The sequence below is a fragment of the Shimia isoporae genome (assembly GCF_004346865.1).
Classification (GTDB): domain Bacteria; phylum Pseudomonadota; class Alphaproteobacteria; order Rhodobacterales; family Rhodobacteraceae; genus Shimia; species Shimia isoporae.
Genome location: NZ_SMGR01000002.1, coordinates 448,079 through 465,967 on the forward strand (window position 1 = coordinate 448,079; position 17,889 = coordinate 465,967).

16 protein-coding genes are annotated in these 17,889 nt (G+C 57.1%); 10 read left to right on the top strand and 6 right to left on the bottom strand.

The genetic code is table 11. The features are described from left to right. Positions 1-17 precede the first annotated feature (17 nt). Positions 18-893 (top strand): 4-hydroxy-tetrahydrodipicolinate synthase, encoded by an 876-nt coding sequence (dapA, locus tag BXY66_RS13690; RefSeq protein WP_132860863.1) that lies wholly within the window; start codon positions 18-20, stop codon positions 891-893. 72 nt (positions 894-965) lie between these two features. Here dapA and BXY66_RS13695 read toward each other — a convergent pair whose 3' ends face one another. From BXY66_RS13695 to ubiE, 3 genes are read right to left on the bottom strand one after another with little or no spacing between them, the layout of a single operon-like run. Next, a complete protein-coding gene (locus BXY66_RS13695; RefSeq protein WP_132860864.1) occupies positions 966-1,952 on the bottom strand; it encodes a 4Fe-4S dicluster domain-containing protein in 987 nt (328 codons plus the stop codon). Between the two features lie 53 nt (positions 1,953-2,005). Then, positions 2,006-3,538, bottom strand: a complete 1,533-nt coding sequence (ubiB, locus tag BXY66_RS13700) for a 2-polyprenylphenol 6-hydroxylase (RefSeq protein ID WP_132860866.1) — start codon at positions 3,536-3,538, stop codon at positions 2,006-2,008. A 46-nt stretch (positions 3,539-3,584) separates the two neighbouring features. Next, positions 3,585-4,334 carry a bifunctional demethylmenaquinone methyltransferase/2-methoxy-6-polyprenyl-1,4-benzoquinol methylase UbiE gene (gene ubiE, locus BXY66_RS13705; protein WP_132860867.1) on the bottom strand — a complete coding sequence of 250 codons (750 nt, stop codon included), beginning with the start codon at positions 4,332-4,334 and terminating at the stop codon, positions 3,585-3,587. Between the two features lie 455 nt (positions 4,335-4,789). On the opposite strand from ubiE, the gene BXY66_RS13710 reads away from it, so the two are divergent. Next, positions 4,790-5,656, top strand: coding sequence for a glycosyltransferase (locus BXY66_RS13710; protein WP_165929185.1), 867 nt, complete (start codon positions 4,790-4,792; stop codon positions 5,654-5,656). Here the strand turns inward: BXY66_RS13710 and BXY66_RS13715 are convergent. Further along, positions 5,653-6,519, bottom strand: a complete 867-nt coding sequence (locus BXY66_RS13715) for a class I SAM-dependent methyltransferase (RefSeq protein ID WP_132860870.1) — start codon at positions 6,517-6,519, stop codon at positions 5,653-5,655. The two genes, BXY66_RS13710 and BXY66_RS13715, sit on opposite strands and share 4 nt — an antisense overlap. Before the next feature lie 290 nt (positions 6,520-6,809). On the opposite strand from BXY66_RS13715, the gene mutM reads away from it, so the two are divergent. The 7 genes from mutM to gyrB all read left to right on the top strand — a co-directional run bounded on the left by mutM (position 6,810) and on the right by gyrB (position 16,053). Then, the gene (mutM, locus tag BXY66_RS13720; protein ID WP_132861083.1) at positions 6,810-7,661 is read left to right on the top strand and encodes a bifunctional DNA-formamidopyrimidine glycosylase/DNA-(apurinic or apyrimidinic site) lyase; all 852 of its coding nucleotides are present in this window, start codon (positions 6,810-6,812) and stop codon (positions 7,659-7,661) included. 63 nt (positions 7,662-7,724) lie between these two features. Beyond that, complete coding sequence (locus BXY66_RS13725) at positions 7,725-8,501, top strand: enoyl-CoA hydratase (RefSeq protein ID WP_132860871.1); 777 nt, start codon at positions 7,725-7,727, stop codon at positions 8,499-8,501. Between the two features lie 291 nt (positions 8,502-8,792). Further along, entirely contained in the window at positions 8,793-9,056 is a 264-nt protein-coding gene (gene rpsT / locus BXY66_RS13730; protein ID WP_093323700.1) for a 30S ribosomal protein S20, read from the top strand. Between the two features lie 655 nt (positions 9,057-9,711). Next, entirely contained in the window at positions 9,712-11,079 is a 1,368-nt protein-coding gene (dnaA, locus tag BXY66_RS13735; RefSeq protein WP_243694387.1) for a chromosomal replication initiator protein DnaA, read from the top strand. A 175-nt stretch (positions 11,080-11,254) separates the two neighbouring features. Continuing rightward, complete coding sequence (dnaN, locus tag BXY66_RS13740) at positions 11,255-12,373, top strand: DNA polymerase III subunit beta (RefSeq protein WP_132860873.1); 1,119 nt, start codon at positions 11,255-11,257, stop codon at positions 12,371-12,373. Positions 12,374-12,437: 64 nt separating this feature from the next. Then, positions 12,438-13,541: a DNA replication/repair protein RecF gene (gene recF / locus BXY66_RS13745; protein WP_132860875.1), complete on the top strand. Its 1,104-nt coding sequence runs from the start codon at positions 12,438-12,440 to the stop codon at positions 13,539-13,541. Between the two features lie 94 nt (positions 13,542-13,635). Next, positions 13,636-16,053 (top strand): DNA topoisomerase (ATP-hydrolyzing) subunit B, encoded by a 2,418-nt coding sequence (gyrB, locus tag BXY66_RS13750; RefSeq protein ID WP_132860877.1) that lies wholly within the window; start codon positions 13,636-13,638, stop codon positions 16,051-16,053. A gap of 100 nt (positions 16,054-16,153) precedes the next feature. On the opposite strand, the gene BXY66_RS13755 is transcribed toward gyrB, so the two are convergent. Continuing rightward, positions 16,154-16,381: a glycine zipper 2TM domain-containing protein gene (locus BXY66_RS13755; protein WP_132860878.1), complete on the bottom strand. Its 228-nt coding sequence runs from the start codon at positions 16,379-16,381 to the stop codon at positions 16,154-16,156. A 230-nt stretch (positions 16,382-16,611) separates the two neighbouring features. On the opposite strand from BXY66_RS13755, the gene rpiB reads away from it, so the two are divergent. Further along, entirely contained in the window at positions 16,612-17,046 is a 435-nt protein-coding gene (gene rpiB / locus BXY66_RS13760; RefSeq protein WP_132860880.1) for a ribose 5-phosphate isomerase B, read from the top strand. A 3-nt stretch (positions 17,047-17,049) separates the two neighbouring features. Here rpiB and BXY66_RS13765 read toward each other — a convergent pair whose 3' ends face one another. Further along, the gene (locus tag BXY66_RS13765) at positions 17,050-17,889 is read right to left on the bottom strand and encodes an NAD-dependent epimerase/dehydratase family protein (protein ID WP_132860882.1); all 840 of its coding nucleotides are present in this window, start codon (positions 17,887-17,889) and stop codon (positions 17,050-17,052) included.

Consider the following 17,889-nt stretch of genomic DNA (forward strand, 5'->3'; position numbering starts at 1 on the left):
AGAAAAAGGAGCGTGTCATGTTCAAAGGGTCTTTCCCCGCACTCGTCACGCCGTTCACGAACGGCGAGCTGGATTTGGAAACGCTCAAGAAACTGGTCGAATGGCACATCGGTGAAGGCAGCCACGGTTTTGTACCCGTTGGCACCACCGGTGAAAGCCCGACCCTGAGCCATGCCGAACACGAAGCCGTGGTCGAAGAGGTTGTGCGCGCCGCCGCAGGTCGTGTGCCAGTCATCGCCGGCGCTGGCAGCAACAATACCCTCGAAGCCATCGGCCTCGCACAGCATGCCGAGAAAGTTGGCGCGGACGCCCTTTTGGTTGTCACGCCCTATTACAACAAGCCGACCCAGCGCGGCCTGGTGGCGCATTTCACGGCGATCCACGATTGCTGCAACCTGCCGATCATCATCTATAACATCCCGGGTCGTTCGATCGTCGACATGACGCCGGACACCATGGGTGAACTGGCAAAGCTGGAGCGCATCGTTGGCGTGAAAGACGCCACGGGGGATCTGTCGCGCGTGCCACAACAGCGCATCACCTGCGGCAACGACTTTGTTCAACTCTCCGGTGAAGACGCAACTGCGCTCGGCTTCAACGCGCATGGGGGCGTCGGCTGCATCTCCGTAACCGCAAACGTCGCTCCACGCCTTTGTGCGGAGTTTCAGGAAGCCACTCTGGCCGGTGACTACACCAAGGCGCTGGAACTTCAGGACCGTCTGATGCCGCTTCACATGGCGATCTTCACCGAGCCTGGTCTGGTCGGCGCGAAATACGGCATGTCCCGTCTGGGTCTCTGCTCTGACGAAGTGCGCCTGCCGCTGACGGGTTTGACCGACGAAACCAAGGCGCTGATCGACGATGCCATGCGTCACGCAGGTCTGCTGAACTGAAAATAGAAACAGAAGGCGCTGATGCGCCGCTGTTGGCAAGGCCCATGCTTTCGGCATGGGCCTTTCTTTTTCTCATTCTTCGCGCAGTCTCTCCGCGCGTCTGGACAGCTTCGCGGCCAAGTTCGGCCCAATCCCCGGACGCGACCACGGGCAGACCGCAATGCAAATCGCACATCCGTGGGTCTGGTTAAAAAACGGCAGACAGCGGTCGAAGTCCACGTACCACTTTTCGACTCCCCGCACCGTTTTCTTCGTTGAGAACAAAGCCTCCGGCGGACAGGCGTCCTCGCACACCCGACAGTTCTGGCAAAACCCGTCTATGCCAGCCTCAACCGGTTCGGTGACATCAAACGGGGCGTCGGTCAGAACAGCAGACAATCGGAAAGACGCGCCCATCTCCGGATTGATGATCGATCCGTGTTTGCCCAACTCTCCAAAGCCGCAAGCCAGAGCGGGCGGGATCATCAGCAAAGCACCCGTCATCGGGCCAGTCACCGGTGTCGCATCCCAGCCCTGCATGCGCAGCCAGCCCGCAACGGCCTTTGATGCGGCAGCCGCGCGTTCATATTGCTGCATGACCTCAAGTCCGGCAGTGACGTCTGGCGCCGTAGAAATCTCTCCATAGTCGTGTTGAACGCCAAGGATAATCACCCGCCTTTGAGAGACCTCAAATCCTTCGACCACCCAATCGGACTGCATCTCCGCGACGCCGGCTTGTTCGCAAATCCCCTGCGCAACAAACTGTTGAAGCGCCACAGTCCAGTCTTTGGACGTTCTTTCGACAGCTTCCTGCGCTATGTCCGGCAAGGGCGCATCCAGAACCTTTTGCCGTTTTGCGCGCGCCGCGCCAAAAGCAGGTTCTCGCGCCGACCGCTCAAGGAAATAGCGCTGCATACCGCCATGGGGAATGTCATCCGGATTTGGCGCCCAATAGACCATACGCGCGCGGCGCGGTTCCGTTTCGTCCAAACCATTGAGCGCGTTACCGGACTGCTCGGGCACCCTTGCCATCTGGTCTGGCTCAGGTGTGAACGGTCGGTAAGGCGAAAAACGAGGCATGCCCAAACCTAAACCGGCGAGCCCGAGTCAGGCAAAGCCTTTCAAGGTTCAGATCAGAACATCACCATTGCAGCGATTGCGGCAATTGCACCCAGCGTGACGCCCGTACCACCGGTCAACACGATCCAAAGCCAGAAGCTGTCTCTGGGGCGCATCGGCGTCTCGTTCTGCTTCATCAGAACCGCCTCGACCATTTCAGGCAAGCGTGGACCAAAACGTGTCAACACCCGCGCCGTTCTGGCAAGATCATTCAACACGGCGCGTGGACCGAGGCTCTTTTCGATGTAGGTCGTCACCACGGGCTTGGCGACATCCCAGATGTTCACGCGCGGATCCAGCGATCGTGAAACGCCTTCGACCACAACCATTGTGCGCTGCAACAGGATCAATTCGGTCCGTGTGGCCATGCCAAATCGCTCGGTCACTTCGAAAAGATAGCTTAGCAAACGCCCCATCGAGATACGGTCCGCATCCATGCCGAAGATCGGTTCGCCTACAGCCCGTAGCGCGCGAGCAAACTCATCGACGTCTTGATCGGCAGGAACATACCCCGCCTCGAAATGCACCTGAGCAACACGTTTGTAGTCGCGCTGTATAAACCCATAGAGGATCTCTGCATAAACACGGCGCGTGTATTCGTCGATCTGCCCCATGATCCCGAAGTCATAAGCAATGATGTCACCGTTGGCAGCGACCTTCATGTTGCCTTGGTGCATGTCGGCGTGAAAAAATCCGTCCCGAAGCGCATGGTTCAGGAACAGTGTCAAAACGCGGCTGCCCAATGCGTGACGATCGTGTCCTGCGGCATCCAGCGCATCGTTGTCGCCGATCGGCGTACCCTCTGCCCAACCGAGAGTCATCACGCGCTTCGCGGAGTGCTCCCAGACCACAGCGGGCACCTGATAGCCCGGATCGTTCGCAGTATTCGCGGCAAACTCGCTGGCAGACGCACTTTCGAGTCTCAGATCAAGTTCCGAGCTCACACCATTGTCAAAGTGTTCGATAACATCGCGCGGCCGCAAACGGCGTGACCCCGGCGACAAGAACTCGATAGTGTTTGCAGCGAAATAGAAAGCATCGATGTCTTTGCGAAATGCTTTTTCAACACCCGGCCGCAGGATTTTGACCGCGACCTCTGCGCCGGTTTCCGCAAGCCGCGCACGGTGAACCTGCGCAATCGATGCAGCCGCAACAGGTTCGGAAAATTCAGAGAAAATCTCGTCAACTGGCTGGCCAAGCTCTTTTTCGACTTCGGCCTTGGCTGTGGCGATGTCAAATGGCGGCAACTTATCCTGAAGAATGCGCAACTGGGTTGCCAGATCGCTGCCAACAACATCAGGTCGGGTCGACAAAACCTGACCGAACTTGATGTAAGCGGGGCCGAGCGCGGTCAGCGCGCGTGGCAATGGTGGTGCTTCGGGATCGCCTTTGATACCCAACCACTGAAACGGCCAAACCAGCCCACGCAACACACCGCGTACAAGGGGTGGCGCGTCAAACGCATCCAGCACGACCTTCATTGCGCCAGAACGCTCCAGAGTGGCACCTGTCCGGATCAAACGAATGATGTTGTGAGGTCCACGCATCAGGTCGCCTTTTCCGCAGAAAGAAATCCGGAACGGGTCATCATCATCACAGTTTCCATCCCGAATGCAGCGCAGCAATACCCATCGTCAGGTTGCGATACTTCGCGTTCTCGAAACCGGCCTGTTTGACCATACCCAGAAAGGTCTCCTGATCTGGAAACTTGCGGATGCTTTCCACCAGGTACTGATAGCTGTCCCGATCATTCGCGATCACTTGCCCCATCTTCGGAATGATATTGAACGAATACAGGTCATAAACCTTTTGCATCATGTCATTGGGAATTTGGGAGAACTCCAGCACCATAAGGCGCCCACCCGGTTTCAGAACGCGAAAGGCCTCGTTCAGAGCTTCTTGCGGACGGGTCACGTTACGGATGCCAAAGCTGATGGTGTAAACGTCGAACGTGTTGTCTTCGAATGGCAAGGCCATCGCATCACCGACCACCCAGTCCAGGCTTTCCGCCATTTGCGCAGCCTCGGCCCGTTTGCGACCCTCCACCAGCATCGGTTCTGTCAGGTCGCACACCGTCGCATGTCCATAACCCGCACGACCGAGAAACTTGAACGACACGTCTCCTGTGCCACCCGCAACATCCAGAAGACGCTGACCGGGTCGGGGTGCCAGCCAATCCATCATCGCATCTTTCCAGATGCGATGAATCCCCATCGACATAACATCGTTCATCACGTCGTACTTAGAAGCCACAGAGTTGAAAACGCCCTGCACCTTGCCCGCCTTTTCCGACTCCGGCACCGTTTCAAAGCCGAAATGCGTGGTGTTGCTGTCCTGGGTCATATGGGCGTCCCTATCTGGTTCGGGACTCTTCATATCTCTCTGTGGAAACCGGCACAATGCGGCGTTTGGGTGACCCCCTGATTGCACGCCAAAGTCTTTGTAAAAGTTGACAACGCCAGCACCTTTTTGCCGAGCCACTTGCAAACCCGGAAACAAGTCTCACATGCGAACCACGCGCGATGCTGCAAGGCATTGCCAGACGCGCGTTAACCAAGTCTTCACCTAATTTGCCTCAAATTCGAAGGATCTCAATTCAAAGGATCGACAGCATCATGCCGGGAACACCAACCAAACAACCCGTGGAAGCGAGATCTAACAAAAGTTTGCACAAGCGGCTGTCATTTTTCTCGCAAACCCGCCACCGATTCCGTTACATTGCTGTTACTCGAAGCGAAGCAAGAGATATCCGACGCCGCAAACCACTCACCTCTGCGCGTCCCCGACCAGGAAAAAAGATGCCGAACATTTCGACGTCTCAAGAAGTGAATGCGGTCCGTGTGACCGTGTTTATGCCGACGTTCAACCAAAAAAACCTAGTTTCCCAAGCACTTGAAAGTGTCCTTTCTCAAAAGGTCGACTTTCGGTACGAAATCTTCGTGCACGATGACGCATCTTCGGACGGGACCCGCGAAATCCTGGAAGCCTACGCCGAAAAACACCCTGACATCATTCGCCTGATGCTTCAGGACGAAAATCAATACAGCCAAGGGCGCCGCATTTTGGCTTTGGCTTTGCCCGAGTTCCGCGGTGAGTACGTAGCTTTCCTAGACGGCGATGATCTCTGGACCAACGACACCAAACTGGCGAAGCAAGTGGCTTACATGGACGCCAACCCCGGGTGCGCGCTTTGCCAAACGATGTCGTCCTACTGGGACAGCGCAAACGAAATCGAACTCAAGGAGTTCCCCCCGCTTGTGAGACGGGAACCTCTTCCGGGGTCCTATCTGGCGACAGGCAACTTTGTGCAGGCATGCGCAACCATCCTAAGGCTGTCCGCACTCGGAAAGTTGCCTGACGATTTCGACGCGATCCCTTTCGGCGATTATGCGGTGTATGCCTTGGCCGCCCGAAACGGGTGGATCGGTTTCATTCCCGAAAAGATGGCCCGCTACCATTTCCACGAGACAAACACCTGGGCCTCGTTGCCCGTCGAAACCCGTATTGAGCGCACAAAAAGCGTCAAGAGGTACTTGCTGAGCTATTTGCCGTGGTACCAGCTTCCGTTTTGGCGCGCCTCCTTGGTCGACAAGAAGCCAGTCGCCCTTTGGCGGCTCTTTCGACGACTGGACCGCTTCAAGATCCAGCTATCGGCCAGCAATTAAGCGCGGCGGGAAATCACCAGCAGATATCCGTTTGGCAGCGTTTCACTGTCCACTCCATCAACGTAGTGCGTGTTCAAGAACGTGTTGATACGTCCACGGTCCACGTTCTTGGAGAAGACATTGAACATTTCTGACAGGAAGGTCACAGGCGCGGTCCCGTTCGCCTGAACAGTGACGTCATAGTTCCTTGAGCCTGCCCAAGCCTCAACGTCTTCCGTCTTTGGCATCAAACATTCAAGGTGTTCTTTGGCCCAACCCGCGTTGGCATATTCCACAAACAACTCCATGCCTTCTTCTTTGGCAGACGTTCCCATGTCGAAGGGGTTCAGGAGTACCAATGCCTTTTTCGCGTGGCTCATGAGCCCGTCCAGAAAATCGTCTCTCGCTGCCTTTGGTATGTGCTCGAGAACGTGACAGCACACCACAAAATCAAAGCTCTCGCCTTCGAATGGCAGCGAATTGCTGTCCAGCCCGTTTGCGATGGGCTCTGCCAGGAAATACCCGGCCTCTGGGAGAAAACTTGCCAATTGTCCATCACCACCACCCACATCAAGAAAACTCCACTCCGGTAGATCGCCAGCGAGGTCCTGCAAGGTGCGCTGAAGAGTGCGGAAGCGATAATACTTGTTGTGATCCAGCGAGAGATGTTCCACGGCAGGAATAGCCTGAAACGGGTTCTCAACAGTTGCATCCAGAGTGGCAGCTGAACGCATCACGGCGTGAGCCGCATAGTGCCGGTTCCGCCGCGAATAGGCCTGCGCCAGAGCACTATGTGCCTCTGGGTTGTCAGGGTCGGCTTTGATGGCGTCCATCAAAGCCAGAAGCTCATTCGGTTTCTTTTTCTTGGAAAACAACTTTCTCATAGAACCGTCACCATTTCTTTCTGGGTTGCAGCACCTCGGCGAGCCTTGCTGACGGTGATGGCATCCCTACAATTGTACAGCATATGTCTTACCCGCCTGCGCGCAACCGACACCTCAATCTGTTGGAGGTCCACGAACATGTATTTCAATCTTTGTCGGACCACCGAAACAAGCCATAAGCCGATGGTCATCCCGAATTTGATGTTCCGTAAAAGAGGCAAGACCCGTATCTCTGGTGAACTGCTTCCCATGACTCCGTCTTGGACCTCGAACTAGAAGAGCTGAACAACATGCCTGAACTGCCCGAAGTCGAAACTGTGCGTCGCGGCCTGGCACCCGCCATGGAGGGCGCGGTCATCTCCAAGGCCATGGTCAATCGCCCCGATCTACGCTGGCCTTTTCCGGACCGCATGGCCGATCGCCTGACTGGTGCGCGGGTCAATCAATTGCGACGCCGATCCAAATACATCCTCGCGGACCTCGATACCGGCGAGTCGCTTCTCGTGCACTTGGGGATGTCGGGACGCATGACCGTTTCCGGCGATCCTCTTGGCCAATTCGTTCACGACCACCCACAGGCCCAGAAACACGACCATGTGGTCTTTGATATGGACAACGGCGCCCGCATCACATTCAACGACCCGCGCCGTTTTGGAGCGATGGACCTTCTGCCCTCCGATAACACCGACACACATCCTTTACTCGCCAAACTCGGTCCCGAGCCTCTGGGAAACGATTTTCACGAATCCTATCTCGCCAGCCGACTCACGGGCCGCAACACACCCATCAAATCCGCGCTGCTGGACCAAAGCATTGTTGCCGGATTGGGCAATATCTACGTTTGCGAGGCGCTTTATCGTGCAGGCATCTCTCCACGTCGCAAAGCAGGAGCAATTTCCGAAAAACGGGTTCACTCCCTCGTGCCGATCATCCGTGACGTCCTGTCGGAAGCCATCAAAGCCGGCGGTTCATCGCTTCGAGATTTCCGCCAAGCCGATGGAGAACTTGGATATTTTCAACATAGTTTCGATGTGTACGGTCGCGAATCGAAACCCTGCAAAACGGCTGATTGCCGCGCCACAATCAGCCGAATCACCCAGTCGGGACGCTCATCCTTCTTCTGCCCGCAATGCCAAAGATAACTTGATCCGTGGTCTGCAAGTGATAAGGAATCACCCCTGACTGGAACAACGAAAGCACCACTCATGGCTTTTGAGACGATCATCGTCGACGTCGAGGACCACGTGGCCCTCATCAAACTCAACCGACCCGATGCCTTGAACGCGCTGAATCAACAGCTCATCGGCGAGGTCATGACCGCCCTCAAGGAGGCGGATGCCAACGACAAGGTGCGTTGCATCGTGCTTACCGGCTCGGAAAAGGCCTTTGCGGCTGGTGCGGACATCAAGGAAATGTCCGAAATGAGCTTTGCCGACGTGAACCAGTCGGATTTGTTTGGCGCCTTTGGCGATGAAATCCAGCGAGTGCGCAAGCCGGTCATCGCAGCAGTCTCGGGCTATGCGCTCGGCGGCGGCTGCGAGGTGGCGATGGCGTGTGATTTCATCATTGCGGCCGACAACGCGAAATTCGGCCAGCCGGAAATCAACCTGGGTGTGATCGCCGGTATTGGCGGGTCCCAGCGCCTGACGCGCGCTGTCGGCAAAGCCAAGTCGATGGATATGAATCTGACGGGTCGCTTTATGGATGCCGAAGAGGCCGAGCGCGCTGGTTTGGTCAGCCGCGTTGTGCCTGCCAAGAAGTTGATGGAAGAGACCCTCGCAGTTGCCCATAAGATCGCCGAGAAATCGTTGATTGCCGCGCGCACTGCCAAGGAGGCCGTAAACCGCTCCTTCGAAACGACGCTATCCGAAGGCCTGCTGTTCGAACGCCGCTCTTTCCATGCGCTCTTCGCAACTGAAGACCAGAAAGAAGGCATGGCCGCCTTCATCGAGAAACGCGAGCCGCAGTTCCGCGACAAATAAACCTGCAGAACTCCAGTCAAAGGCCGCTCCAGAACCGGGGCGGCCTTTTGCGTGAGGTAGGCCCACGCTTTGCTGACGGGATACCGACGCGATGCAGTCAGTGGATTCCAGCCTGTCCATACATGTTGGGGATTCCCGTTTGCATTCCCTGCGAAACTCTCTATAAGCACCCGTCATACATGCGCGTGCAGCCCGCTCTGGCTTGATCTGATTCTCTCTGATGAACGAGAGGCCCTGTTCGGGACGTGGCACGCATTCACAAACGACCGAACCAAGTAAAGGTTACAGATCATGGCAAATTCGCCCCAGGCAAAGAAGCGCGCCCGTCAGAACGAGCGCCGTCTCGAAGTTAACAAAGCCCGCCGTTCGCGCATCCGCACCTCCCTGCGCAAAGTCGAAGAAGCAATCGCTTCCGGCGACAAAGAAGCAGCAACCGCAGCTCTGCGCGCCGCTCAGCCTGAGCTGATGCGTGGCGTGACCAAAGGCGTCTACCACAAGAACACCGCATCGCGGAAAATGTCGCGCCTCGCGGCGCGCGTCAAAGCGATCGCGTAAGACTCTAGAGTCTATGTAAAATCCAAAAAGCGTCGCCTTAGGGCGGCGCTTTTTCTTTGCCCCCAGGTCAACTGGTTCCAACATTCGGGACAGGCACCCGAATGCCGATTCCAACTTTTTTGTATTGACCAAGCGCCCGAATCCGAGGCGTCGTCCGGAATCCGGAAACGAATCTTTTCCACAGATCAAAACCCGATTCTTTCGCGGATTTGCACAAGGCAAGGGCAGAGTGATCTTTCTTCGTAAATTAAGTGATTTCAGAGACTTATCCACAGGCCGCCAGATTCTTTTTCGCAAATGAATGAGTCAAGATCGAAGTTTCATTGCCGCGCGCGCAGGCAGCTTGCTAGTTTCGATCCTGCGATTCACATCGCCTTGGGGGGAACGGACGCTAAACCGCTGACGCACTGCCTTACCGTGCTTGCCTGCCAACTCGCTATTTCGGGTCGGCAAAGCGGTTTTTCTGGCGTTTAGACCGTTCCTACGGAGCAGCGCACCTGCGCTTTGTGAGCAAAACTGACCTGGGACAGGGACCCCCGGGACAAAGACGTTTTTGATCCGCTCTTCTGACGTTATGTCGCCCAATTGGTGTGATCTCGTAACGAAAAGAAGACGCCGGGCAACCGGCACATACGCTGAAGGAAAACGGGGACACATGACACAGGAACAATGGGGCGCACTACGGCAAGAGCTGCTCAAGACAGTTGGCCAGAACAACTTTAAGACCTGGATCGAACCGATCGAGTTTTTTGAACTCGCCGACGGTGTCGCAACCTTCAACGTCCCGACCAATTTTATTGGCAACTATGTGTCCCAGAACTATGGCGACCTGATCCTGCACCAGATGACCCGCTCCGGCCATGCCGTCCAGCGCATTCACTTTGCTGTCGCAGCCAACACACCAGCACGACCTACAGCACCTGCTGCGGAAACGCCGGCACCGACCACTGCTCCGGCCTCTGCCGAGAACCGGGAACTGGAAATGACCGGCGCGCCGTTGGATGCGCGGTTCACCTTCGACAGCTTCGTCGTTGGCAAGCCGAACGAACTCGCCAACGCTGCGGCCCGCCGCGTTGCCGAAGGCGGTCCCGTCACTTTCAATCCGCTGTTCCTTTATGGCGGCGTAGGCCTCGGCAAGACGCACCTGATGCACGCCATTGCGTGGGAACTTCAGTCCCAGCGCCCAGATCTCAATGTCCTCTACTTGTCCGCCGAACAATTCATGTACCGGTTCGTGCAGGCCCTTCGTGATCGCAAGATGATGGACTTCAAAGAACTGTTCCGCTCGGTTGATGTGCTGATGGTGGACGATGTGCAATTCATCGCCGGCAAGGACAGCACACAGGAAGAGTTCTTCCACACGTTCAACGCGCTCGTGGACCAGAACAAACAGATCATCATTTCCGCCGACCGTGCACCAGGCGAGATCAAAGATCTCGAAGAGCGCATCAAGAGCCGTTTGCAATGCGGTCTAGTCGTGGATTTACATCCGACTGACTATGAGCTCCGCCTTGGCATCCTGCAGTCAAAAGTTGACAGCTACCGCGCTCAGTACCCGGATCTGCAATTGGCCGACGGCGTGCTGGAATTCCTTGCTCACCGCATCTCTACCAATGTGCGTGTCCTCGAGGGCGCCCTTACCCGCCTCTTTGCGTTCGCCTCGCTCGTGGGACGTGAAATCACAATGGAACTCACACAGGACTGTCTCTCGGACGTGTTGCGCGCATCCGAGCGCAAGATCTCGGTCGAGGAGATCCAGCGCAAGGTCGCCGAGCATTACAATATCCGTCTGTCGGACATGATCGGTCCCAAGCGCGTGCGTACTTTTGCCCGCCCACGCCAGATCGCTATGTATCTCTGTAAACAGCTAACCTCGCGCAGCCTGCCCGAGATCGGACGCCGCTTTGGCGGCCGCGACCACACCACGGTGATGCACGGTGTGAAACGCGTTGAGGAGCTTCGCACACAGGACGCGCAGATCAGCGACGATCTGGAACTTCTGCGTCGTGCGCTCGAGGCCTGAGCGACCTGCTTTCACCGATTTCGTGATCAAAACGCCGCGTCCTTCGGGATGCGGCGTTCTATATTTGGTCCACAACCTTGACGCCTCTCCCGAAGTGGCAGACAAAGGCAAAAAAGCTTGCGCCGAAAGGGGAAACCGCTAGTGTCTCCCTCCCGGCAATCGAGAGGACGATGGGATGAAAATCAGTATCGAACGCAGCGTACTGCTCAAGGCGGTAAGCCAGGCGCAGTCGGTTGTGGAACGCCGCAACACCATTCCAATTCTGGCGAACGTCCTGATCGAAGCCGAAGGCGACACAGCCCAATTCCGCGCCACAGACCTTGATATCGAAGTCGTGGACAAGGCCGCTGCGATGGTCGAACGTCCCGGTGCAACCACTGTTGCAGCCACCACTCTGCATGAAATCGTACGTAAGTTGCCGGACGGCGCTCTGGTGACCCTGACTGATGATGGCGCATCCGGGCGCCTCACTGTCGAAGCGGGTCGTTCGAACTTCTCTCTCGCCACTCTGCCCCGCGAAGACTTCCCGGTGATGGCGACCTCCGAATACTCGTCGAACTTTTCGGCGCCGGCACCGGTACTGCGCCGCCTGTTCGACAAATCCAAATTTGCGATCTCTACCGAAGAGACGCGCTATTACCTCAACGGCGTGTACATGCACATCGCCGACAGCGAGGGCGGCAAGGCTCTGCGCTGTGTCGCAACCGACGGCCACCGCCTGGCTCGCATCGACGCCGACCTGCCAGACGGCGCCGCGGAAATGCCCGGCGTGATTGTGCCTCGCAAAACCGTAGGCGAGTTGCGCAAGCTGTTGGACGATGACGATATGGAAATCGCGGTATCGGTCAGCGAAACCAAGGTCCGCTTTGCCACCCCGAACATCACGCTGACCTCCAAAGTGATCGATGGCACCTTCCCCGACTACACGCGCGTTATTCCGCAGGGCAACACCCGCAAATTGGAAGTGGACGCCTCTGAGTTCGCGCAGGCGGTGGACCGTGTGGCAACCGTATCCTCGGAGCGCTCCCGCGCGGTAAAACTGCAGCTGGATGAAGACCGTCTGGTGCTTTCGGTGAATTCGCCCGACAGCGGTGCTGCCGAGGAAGAACTCGCGGTGGCCTATGGCGACGAGCGCCTCGAAATCGGCTTCAACGCAAAATACCTTCTCGAGATCGCCTCACAGGTGGACCGTGAGAACGCTGTCTTCATGTTCAATTCCGCAGGCGACCCGACCTTGATGCGCGAAGGCAATGACACCTCCGCCGTTTACGTTGTCATGCCGATGCGCGTGTGATCGACGCCCTAAGTTTTGCATTCAATAGCCCGGTCGAAAGACCGGGCCACGCGCGAGCCGTACAATGACTCTCGCCTTGAGCCGCCTCACCCTTAGCCATTTTCGCTCTCACAAAAAGGGCACGCTGGAAACGGATGGCCGACCAGTGGCCATCTTCGGACCCAATGGCGCGGGCAAGACAAATATTCTGGAGGCGGTCTCCCTATTTTCACCCGGACGGGGCCTGCGCAGGGCCAGCGCCGAGGACATGACCCGCCGGCCCGAAGCTATTGGGTGGAAACTCGCAGGACATCTGAGTACCAATGGCCAGACCTACGAAGTCGACATCCGCTCTGAAAACGGCAGCGCGCGGCAAATCCAGATCGATGGTAAGGCCGCACCGCAGACGCAACTCGCGCGTATTGCGCGGGTGCTCTGGCTCATCCCGTCCATGGACCGGCTGTGGATCGAGGGCGCCGAAGGCCGCCGCCGGTTTCTGGATCGTACGACGCTCAGCTTTTTCCCCGAACATGCTGAAGCATCTTTGTCCTATGAAAAGGCCATGCGGGAACGTAACCGGCTTTTGAAAGACCAGGTCACCGACGCGCATTGGTACGCCGCTCTTGAAAAACAAATGGCCGAAAGCGGCGCCCAAATCCACGAGGCGCGCTCTCAGGCTCTTTCCCGATTGTCAGAAGCCCAGAAGCAGGCTGAAACAGCCTTTCCGGTGGCGGAACTCGATCTGATGCAATCGGAGGGCACGATGCCTGACTCCGCAGAAGACCTGCGCGAAGCATTCGCCGAGAGTCGGTTCCGCGACATCGCCGCCGGCCGCACGCTGGTTGGCCCGCACCGTTCTGATCTGAAAGGTGCCTACGCCGCCAAGGGTGTCCCGGCCAAGGACTGTTCCACCGGCGAACAAAAAGCTCTGCTTGTCAGCCTAATTCTCGCCAATGCACGCGCTCTGGCCGAAGATATTGGGGCACCGCCCATCCTTCTGCTCGATGAGGTTGCAGCCCACCTCGATCCAAACCGCCGCGCCGCGCTATATGACGAGATTTGCGCGCTTGGCGCACAGGCTTGGATGTCTGGCACCGAAACCGAACTTTTTGACGCTCTCGGCCCACGCGCTCAGTATTTTGAAGTCACAGACGAACAAGGCATTTCCAAGGTCACAGCCGCCAGCTGAACCTCGCTGGCGAAGGCCCGGAAATTTATGCCAATTGCGTGACATCCCCTGCCGAAACGGATATAAATTCCTGAAATCAATAAAGGCGGATTGAATGTCTGACAGCGCGCAAAATCCCGAGCAATATGGCGCGGATTCCATCAAGGTTCTCAAAGGCTTGGAGGCGGTTCGAAAACGTCCCGGCATGTACATTGGTGACACCGACGACGGCTCGGGCCTGCACCACATGGTTTACGAAGTCGTGGACAACGGCATCGACGAAGCTCTTGCGAACCACGCCGACCACGTTCGCGTGAAAATTCATGCCGACAGTTCTGTCTCTGTGTTCGACAACGGGCGCGGCATTCCGGTCGATATCCACCCCGAAGAAGGCGTGTCGGCAGCCGAGGTCATCATGACCCAACTACACGCCGGCGGTAAGTTCGACAGCAACTCTTACAAGGTCTCCGGCGGTCTCCACGGCGTGGGTGTATCCGTTGTGAATGCGCTTTCCGTCTGGCTTGAATTGCGCATATGGCGCAATGGCAAAGAGCACTGGGCCAAGTTTGAACACGGCGATTGCACCGAGCATCTGCGTGAAGTCGCGGACTGTGGCGATCAGACCGGCACCGAAGTTCGGTTCATGGCCTCCGCCGACACTTTTTCCAACATCGACTATTCATTCGACACGTTGGAAAAGCGCTTGCGCGAACTGGCCTTCTTGAACTCCGGTGTGCGCATCATCCTCGAAGATGAACGTCCTGCCGAACCGCTCAAGACCGAGCTTTTCTACGAAGGCGGCGTCAATGAGTTCGTGAAATACATCGACCGACACAAGACTTCCCTGATGGAAGCGCCGATCTATGTGCGTGGCGAGAAAGACGACATCGGTGTGGAAGTGGCTATGTGGTGGAACGACAGCTACCACGAAAATGTCCTGCCATTCACAAACAACATTCCGCAGCGCGACGGAGGCACGCACATCGCCGGGTTCCGCGGCGCCCTGACCCGTACTCTTCAAAAATACGCGCAGGAAAGCGGAATCGCGAAGAAAGAGAAGATCACCTTTACCGGCGACGATGCCCGCGAAGGCCTGACCTGTGTTCTCTCCGTAAAAGTGCCGGATCCGAAGTTCTCCAGCCAGACCAAAGACAAGCTGGTCAGCTCCGAGGTGCGTCCGGCCGTTGAAGGCCTGCTGGGTGAAAAACTGGCGGAGTGGTTCGAGGAGAACCCCCAAACCGCCAAGATGATCGTTTCCAAAATCCTCGAGGCGGCCCATGCACGCGAAGCAGCGCGCAAGGCCCGCGAACTCACCCGTCGGAAAACCGCGATGGACGTGAATTTCCTCGCCGGCAAACTCAAGGACTGCTCCGAAAAAGACCCGTCCAAGACCGAAGTCTTCCTCGTCGAGGGTGACTCCGCTGGAGGATCAGCCCAGACAGGCCGCGACCGGATGACTCAGGCCATTCTGCCTTTGCGCGGTAAAATCCTGAACGTCGAGCGCGCACGTTTTGACCGGATGCTGTCCTCTCAGGAAATCGGCAACCTTGTCATGGCGCTGGGCACTGGCATTGGCCGCGATGAATTCAACATCGACAAGCTGCGTTACCACAAGGTCGTCATCATGACCGATGCCGACGTCGACGGTGCCCACATCCGGACGCTTCTACTGACCTTCTTCTATCGTCAGATGCCAGAGCTGATCGAGATGGGTCATCTCTACATCGCCCAACCGCCTCTCTACAAAGTGGCACGCGGCAAATCCGAAGTGTACCTAAAGGACCAGGCGGCGCTTGACGATTACCTCGTCAACCAGGGCATCGAAGGCGCTGTTCTCAAACTTGGCAGTGGTGCCGAAATGGTCGGGCAGGACTTGGCCCGTGTCGTGACCGAGGCACGCCAGCTGAAGCAGGTGCTGGACGCCTTCCCGACACATTATCCTCGTCACATCCTTGAACAGGCCGCCATCGCAGGCGCATTTGTGCCCGGAGCCGTGGACGCCGATCTGCAGGGTGTGGCCGACAAAGTCGCTGCCCGTCTGGATCTGATCGCACTCGAATACGAACGTGGCTGGACCGGTCGCATCACACAGGATCACGGCATCCGTCTTGCACGCATTCTGCGTGGTGTTGAGGAAGTCCGCACCCTGGACGGCCCGATGCTGCGCTCCGGCGAAGCGCGCAAATCCGGCAGTTTTACCGAAAGCCTGCAGGAAGTATATGAAACTCCGGCAACGCTTGTTCGCAAAGACCGCAGTCAGGTGATCAACGGCCCGTTGGACTTGCTGGCAGCTATCTTGGCGGAAGGCGAAAAGGGCCTGACCCTACAGCGTTACAAAGGTTTGGGTGAAATGAACCCGGATCAGCTTTGGGAAACCACGCTTGATCCGGATGCACGCACGCTGCTTCAGGTGAAGGTCGAGGACATGGCCGAGGCCGACGATCTGTTCACCAAACTCATGGGTGACGTGGTCGAACCCCGCCGTGAGTTCATTCAGAAGAACGCGCTCAGCGTCGAAAACCTCGACTTCTGATCGCTTTTCTTTCTCGATACAAAGCCGGCACTCCTTTCGGGAAGTGCCGGCTTTTTCTTTCGGCGCTATGAAGTCACGCACGTCCGCTCGGGCAGATGGTTTACGAACATCCTGCCGCTTTGTTGGCCAGAGCTCCACCCGCAACGGCACCACCCGCCGTCAGTATGTCTGTGCCTTGTCCGTTTCCAAGCTGGTTGCCTATCAGGCCCCCGACCACCGCACCGGTCACTGTGGCACCCGCACACTCGACGCTGCGTTCAGAGGTCGTGGCACACGCAGGAACCACCGCTATGGCCGCCAACAGGGCCGGAATTGCTGCAAATTTCATTTCTCTGCTCCGTCAGAAAATTTATCTGAGTCGAATATAAGGACGCCAAAAGAAACCGACAGACGCGTACTCGTTTACGGGCACAACCGGCAAGGAACCGCGCACGAACCCGCGTTTTTGAGCTCAAATTTCAGCCAAAAGGGCCAAAGACAGCCTTCTCTTCCCCGGCTTTCCTACCTACAAGGGCGCCGGATCGACCTCCTCCCAGCCCGATAATTCAAGGAAGCCCCATGAACAAACGCATCGCCCTGTCCAGTGACCATGCCGCTATACAATTGCGCCAGGCGATCGCCCGACACATCGCCGACAAAGGCTTTGAGCCTGTCGATATCGGCCCGACCACGACCGAAAGCACCCACTATCCCTTGCACGGTAAGGCCGCCGCGGACCTCATCATCAAAGGGGATTGCGAACTGGGCATCATCCTGTGCGGCACCGGACAGGGTATCATGATGGCCGCCAACAAGGTCGATGGCATCCGGTGTGGCGTCTGTTCAGACACGTTCTCCGCTGCAATGATCCGGCAACACAACAACGCCAACATGCTCTCGATCGGCGCACGGGTCGTTGGTGACAGCCTTGCATTGGCTATCGTTGACGCCTTCCTTGAAGCAGAATTCGAGGGGGGCCGTCACGCCACCCGCGTGGACATGATCGAAGCCTAGGACTCAGTTTTTCTTCCGATCGTCGACAATGTTCATCTGGGCAAGACCGCTCTCGCCCAGATCGACCGCCGAAAACGGCCCGCCGTGACACATCTGCGCCGGATCGGTTGAATCTGCAGGCGGTTCTTTCGCCAAAATCGCGTCCGCAAATTGCTCGGCGTTGTCTTTCGGTCGATACCCGAGAAAAGCAGCCTTGTTGTTGTCCACCGGTGACCGGTCATTATTGGACACACCGTAAACGACACTGAAACCAACCGTGGGAGTATCGACCGCCCGCGTCACTAGCTGGATCAGGTCATCATAGCTGAGCCAGCTGCCCAAAGCCCGGGCACTTGTCACCTGTGCACAGCTCAAAATGCGCAGATGCACCGACTCCAGCCCCCGCTTGTCCCAATACATGCGCCCCAGATCTTCAGCGAAACACTTGGCCAACCCATAGAAAGAATCCGGGCGATGCGCGACTTCTGTGTCGATGCACTCGTTTTTGGCGTGCATTCCGACCGCATGGATGGAACTGGCATAGACCACTCGTTTGGCGCCATGCTGATATGCCGCTTCCCACACGTTGTAAGCCCCGACGAAGTTCGGCCCCAACAGCTCCTCAAAAGGCGCTTCGTCGACAATTGCGCCAAAGTGCACAACCATGTCCGCTCCTTCCAATGCCGCGAAGACTTCGTCGTAGTTCGCAAGATCGGCTTTCACATAGGTTTCGCCGGCATAAAGCGTGCCGATATCGTCGACTAAATCCGTGGACACCAGCTCTTCCGCCATCTTCGACAGCGGTTCCCGCAGATAGGATCCCAGCCGCCCGCCTGCTCCGGTCAACACCAGCTTTTCTATCAT

Excerpts from the sequence above, each read along its gene's own strand:
- ubiB (WP_132860866.1), bottom strand. The coding sequence starts at position 3,538 with ATGCGTGGACCTCACAACATCATTCGTTTGATCCGGACAGGTGCCACT.
- recF (WP_132860875.1), top strand. The coding sequence starts at position 12,438 with ATGACTCTCGCCTTGAGCCGCCTCACCCTTAGCCATTTTCGCTCTCAC.
- BXY66_RS13755 (WP_132860878.1), bottom strand. The coding sequence starts at position 16,381 with ATGAAATTTGCAGCAATTCCGGCCCTGTTGGCGGCCATAGCGGTGGTT.
- BXY66_RS13715 (WP_132860870.1), bottom strand. The coding sequence starts at position 6,519 with ATGAGAAAGTTGTTTTCCAAGAAAAAGAAACCGAATGAGCTTCTGGCT.
- dapA (WP_132860863.1), top strand. The coding sequence starts at position 18 with ATGTTCAAAGGGTCTTTCCCCGCACTCGTCACGCCGTTCACGAACGGC.
- gyrB (WP_132860877.1), top strand. The coding sequence starts at position 13,636 with ATGTCTGACAGCGCGCAAAATCCCGAGCAATATGGCGCGGATTCCATC.
- BXY66_RS13695 (WP_132860864.1), bottom strand. The coding sequence starts at position 1,952 with ATGCCTCGTTTTTCGCCTTACCGACCGTTCACACCTGAGCCAGACCAG.
- rpiB (WP_132860880.1), top strand. The coding sequence starts at position 16,612 with ATGAACAAACGCATCGCCCTGTCCAGTGACCATGCCGCTATACAATTG.
- rpsT (WP_093323700.1), top strand. The coding sequence starts at position 8,793 with ATGGCAAATTCGCCCCAGGCAAAGAAGCGCGCCCGTCAGAACGAGCGC.
- BXY66_RS13725 (WP_132860871.1), top strand. The coding sequence starts at position 7,725 with ATGGCTTTTGAGACGATCATCGTCGACGTCGAGGACCACGTGGCCCTC.
- dnaA (WP_243694387.1), top strand. The coding sequence starts at position 9,712 with ATGACACAGGAACAATGGGGCGCACTACGGCAAGAGCTGCTCAAGACA.
- BXY66_RS13710 (WP_165929185.1), top strand. The coding sequence starts at position 4,790 with ATGCCGAACATTTCGACGTCTCAAGAAGTGAATGCGGTCCGTGTGACC.
- ubiE (WP_132860867.1), bottom strand. The coding sequence starts at position 4,334 with ATGACCCAGGACAGCAACACCACGCATTTCGGCTTTGAAACGGTGCCG.
- BXY66_RS13765 (WP_132860882.1), bottom strand. The coding sequence starts at position 17,889 with ATGATAGAAAAGCTGGTGTTGACCGGAGCAGGCGGGCGGCTGGGATCC.
- mutM (WP_132861083.1), top strand. The coding sequence starts at position 6,810 with ATGCCTGAACTGCCCGAAGTCGAAACTGTGCGTCGCGGCCTGGCACCC.
- dnaN (WP_132860873.1), top strand. The coding sequence starts at position 11,255 with ATGAAAATCAGTATCGAACGCAGCGTACTGCTCAAGGCGGTAAGCCAG.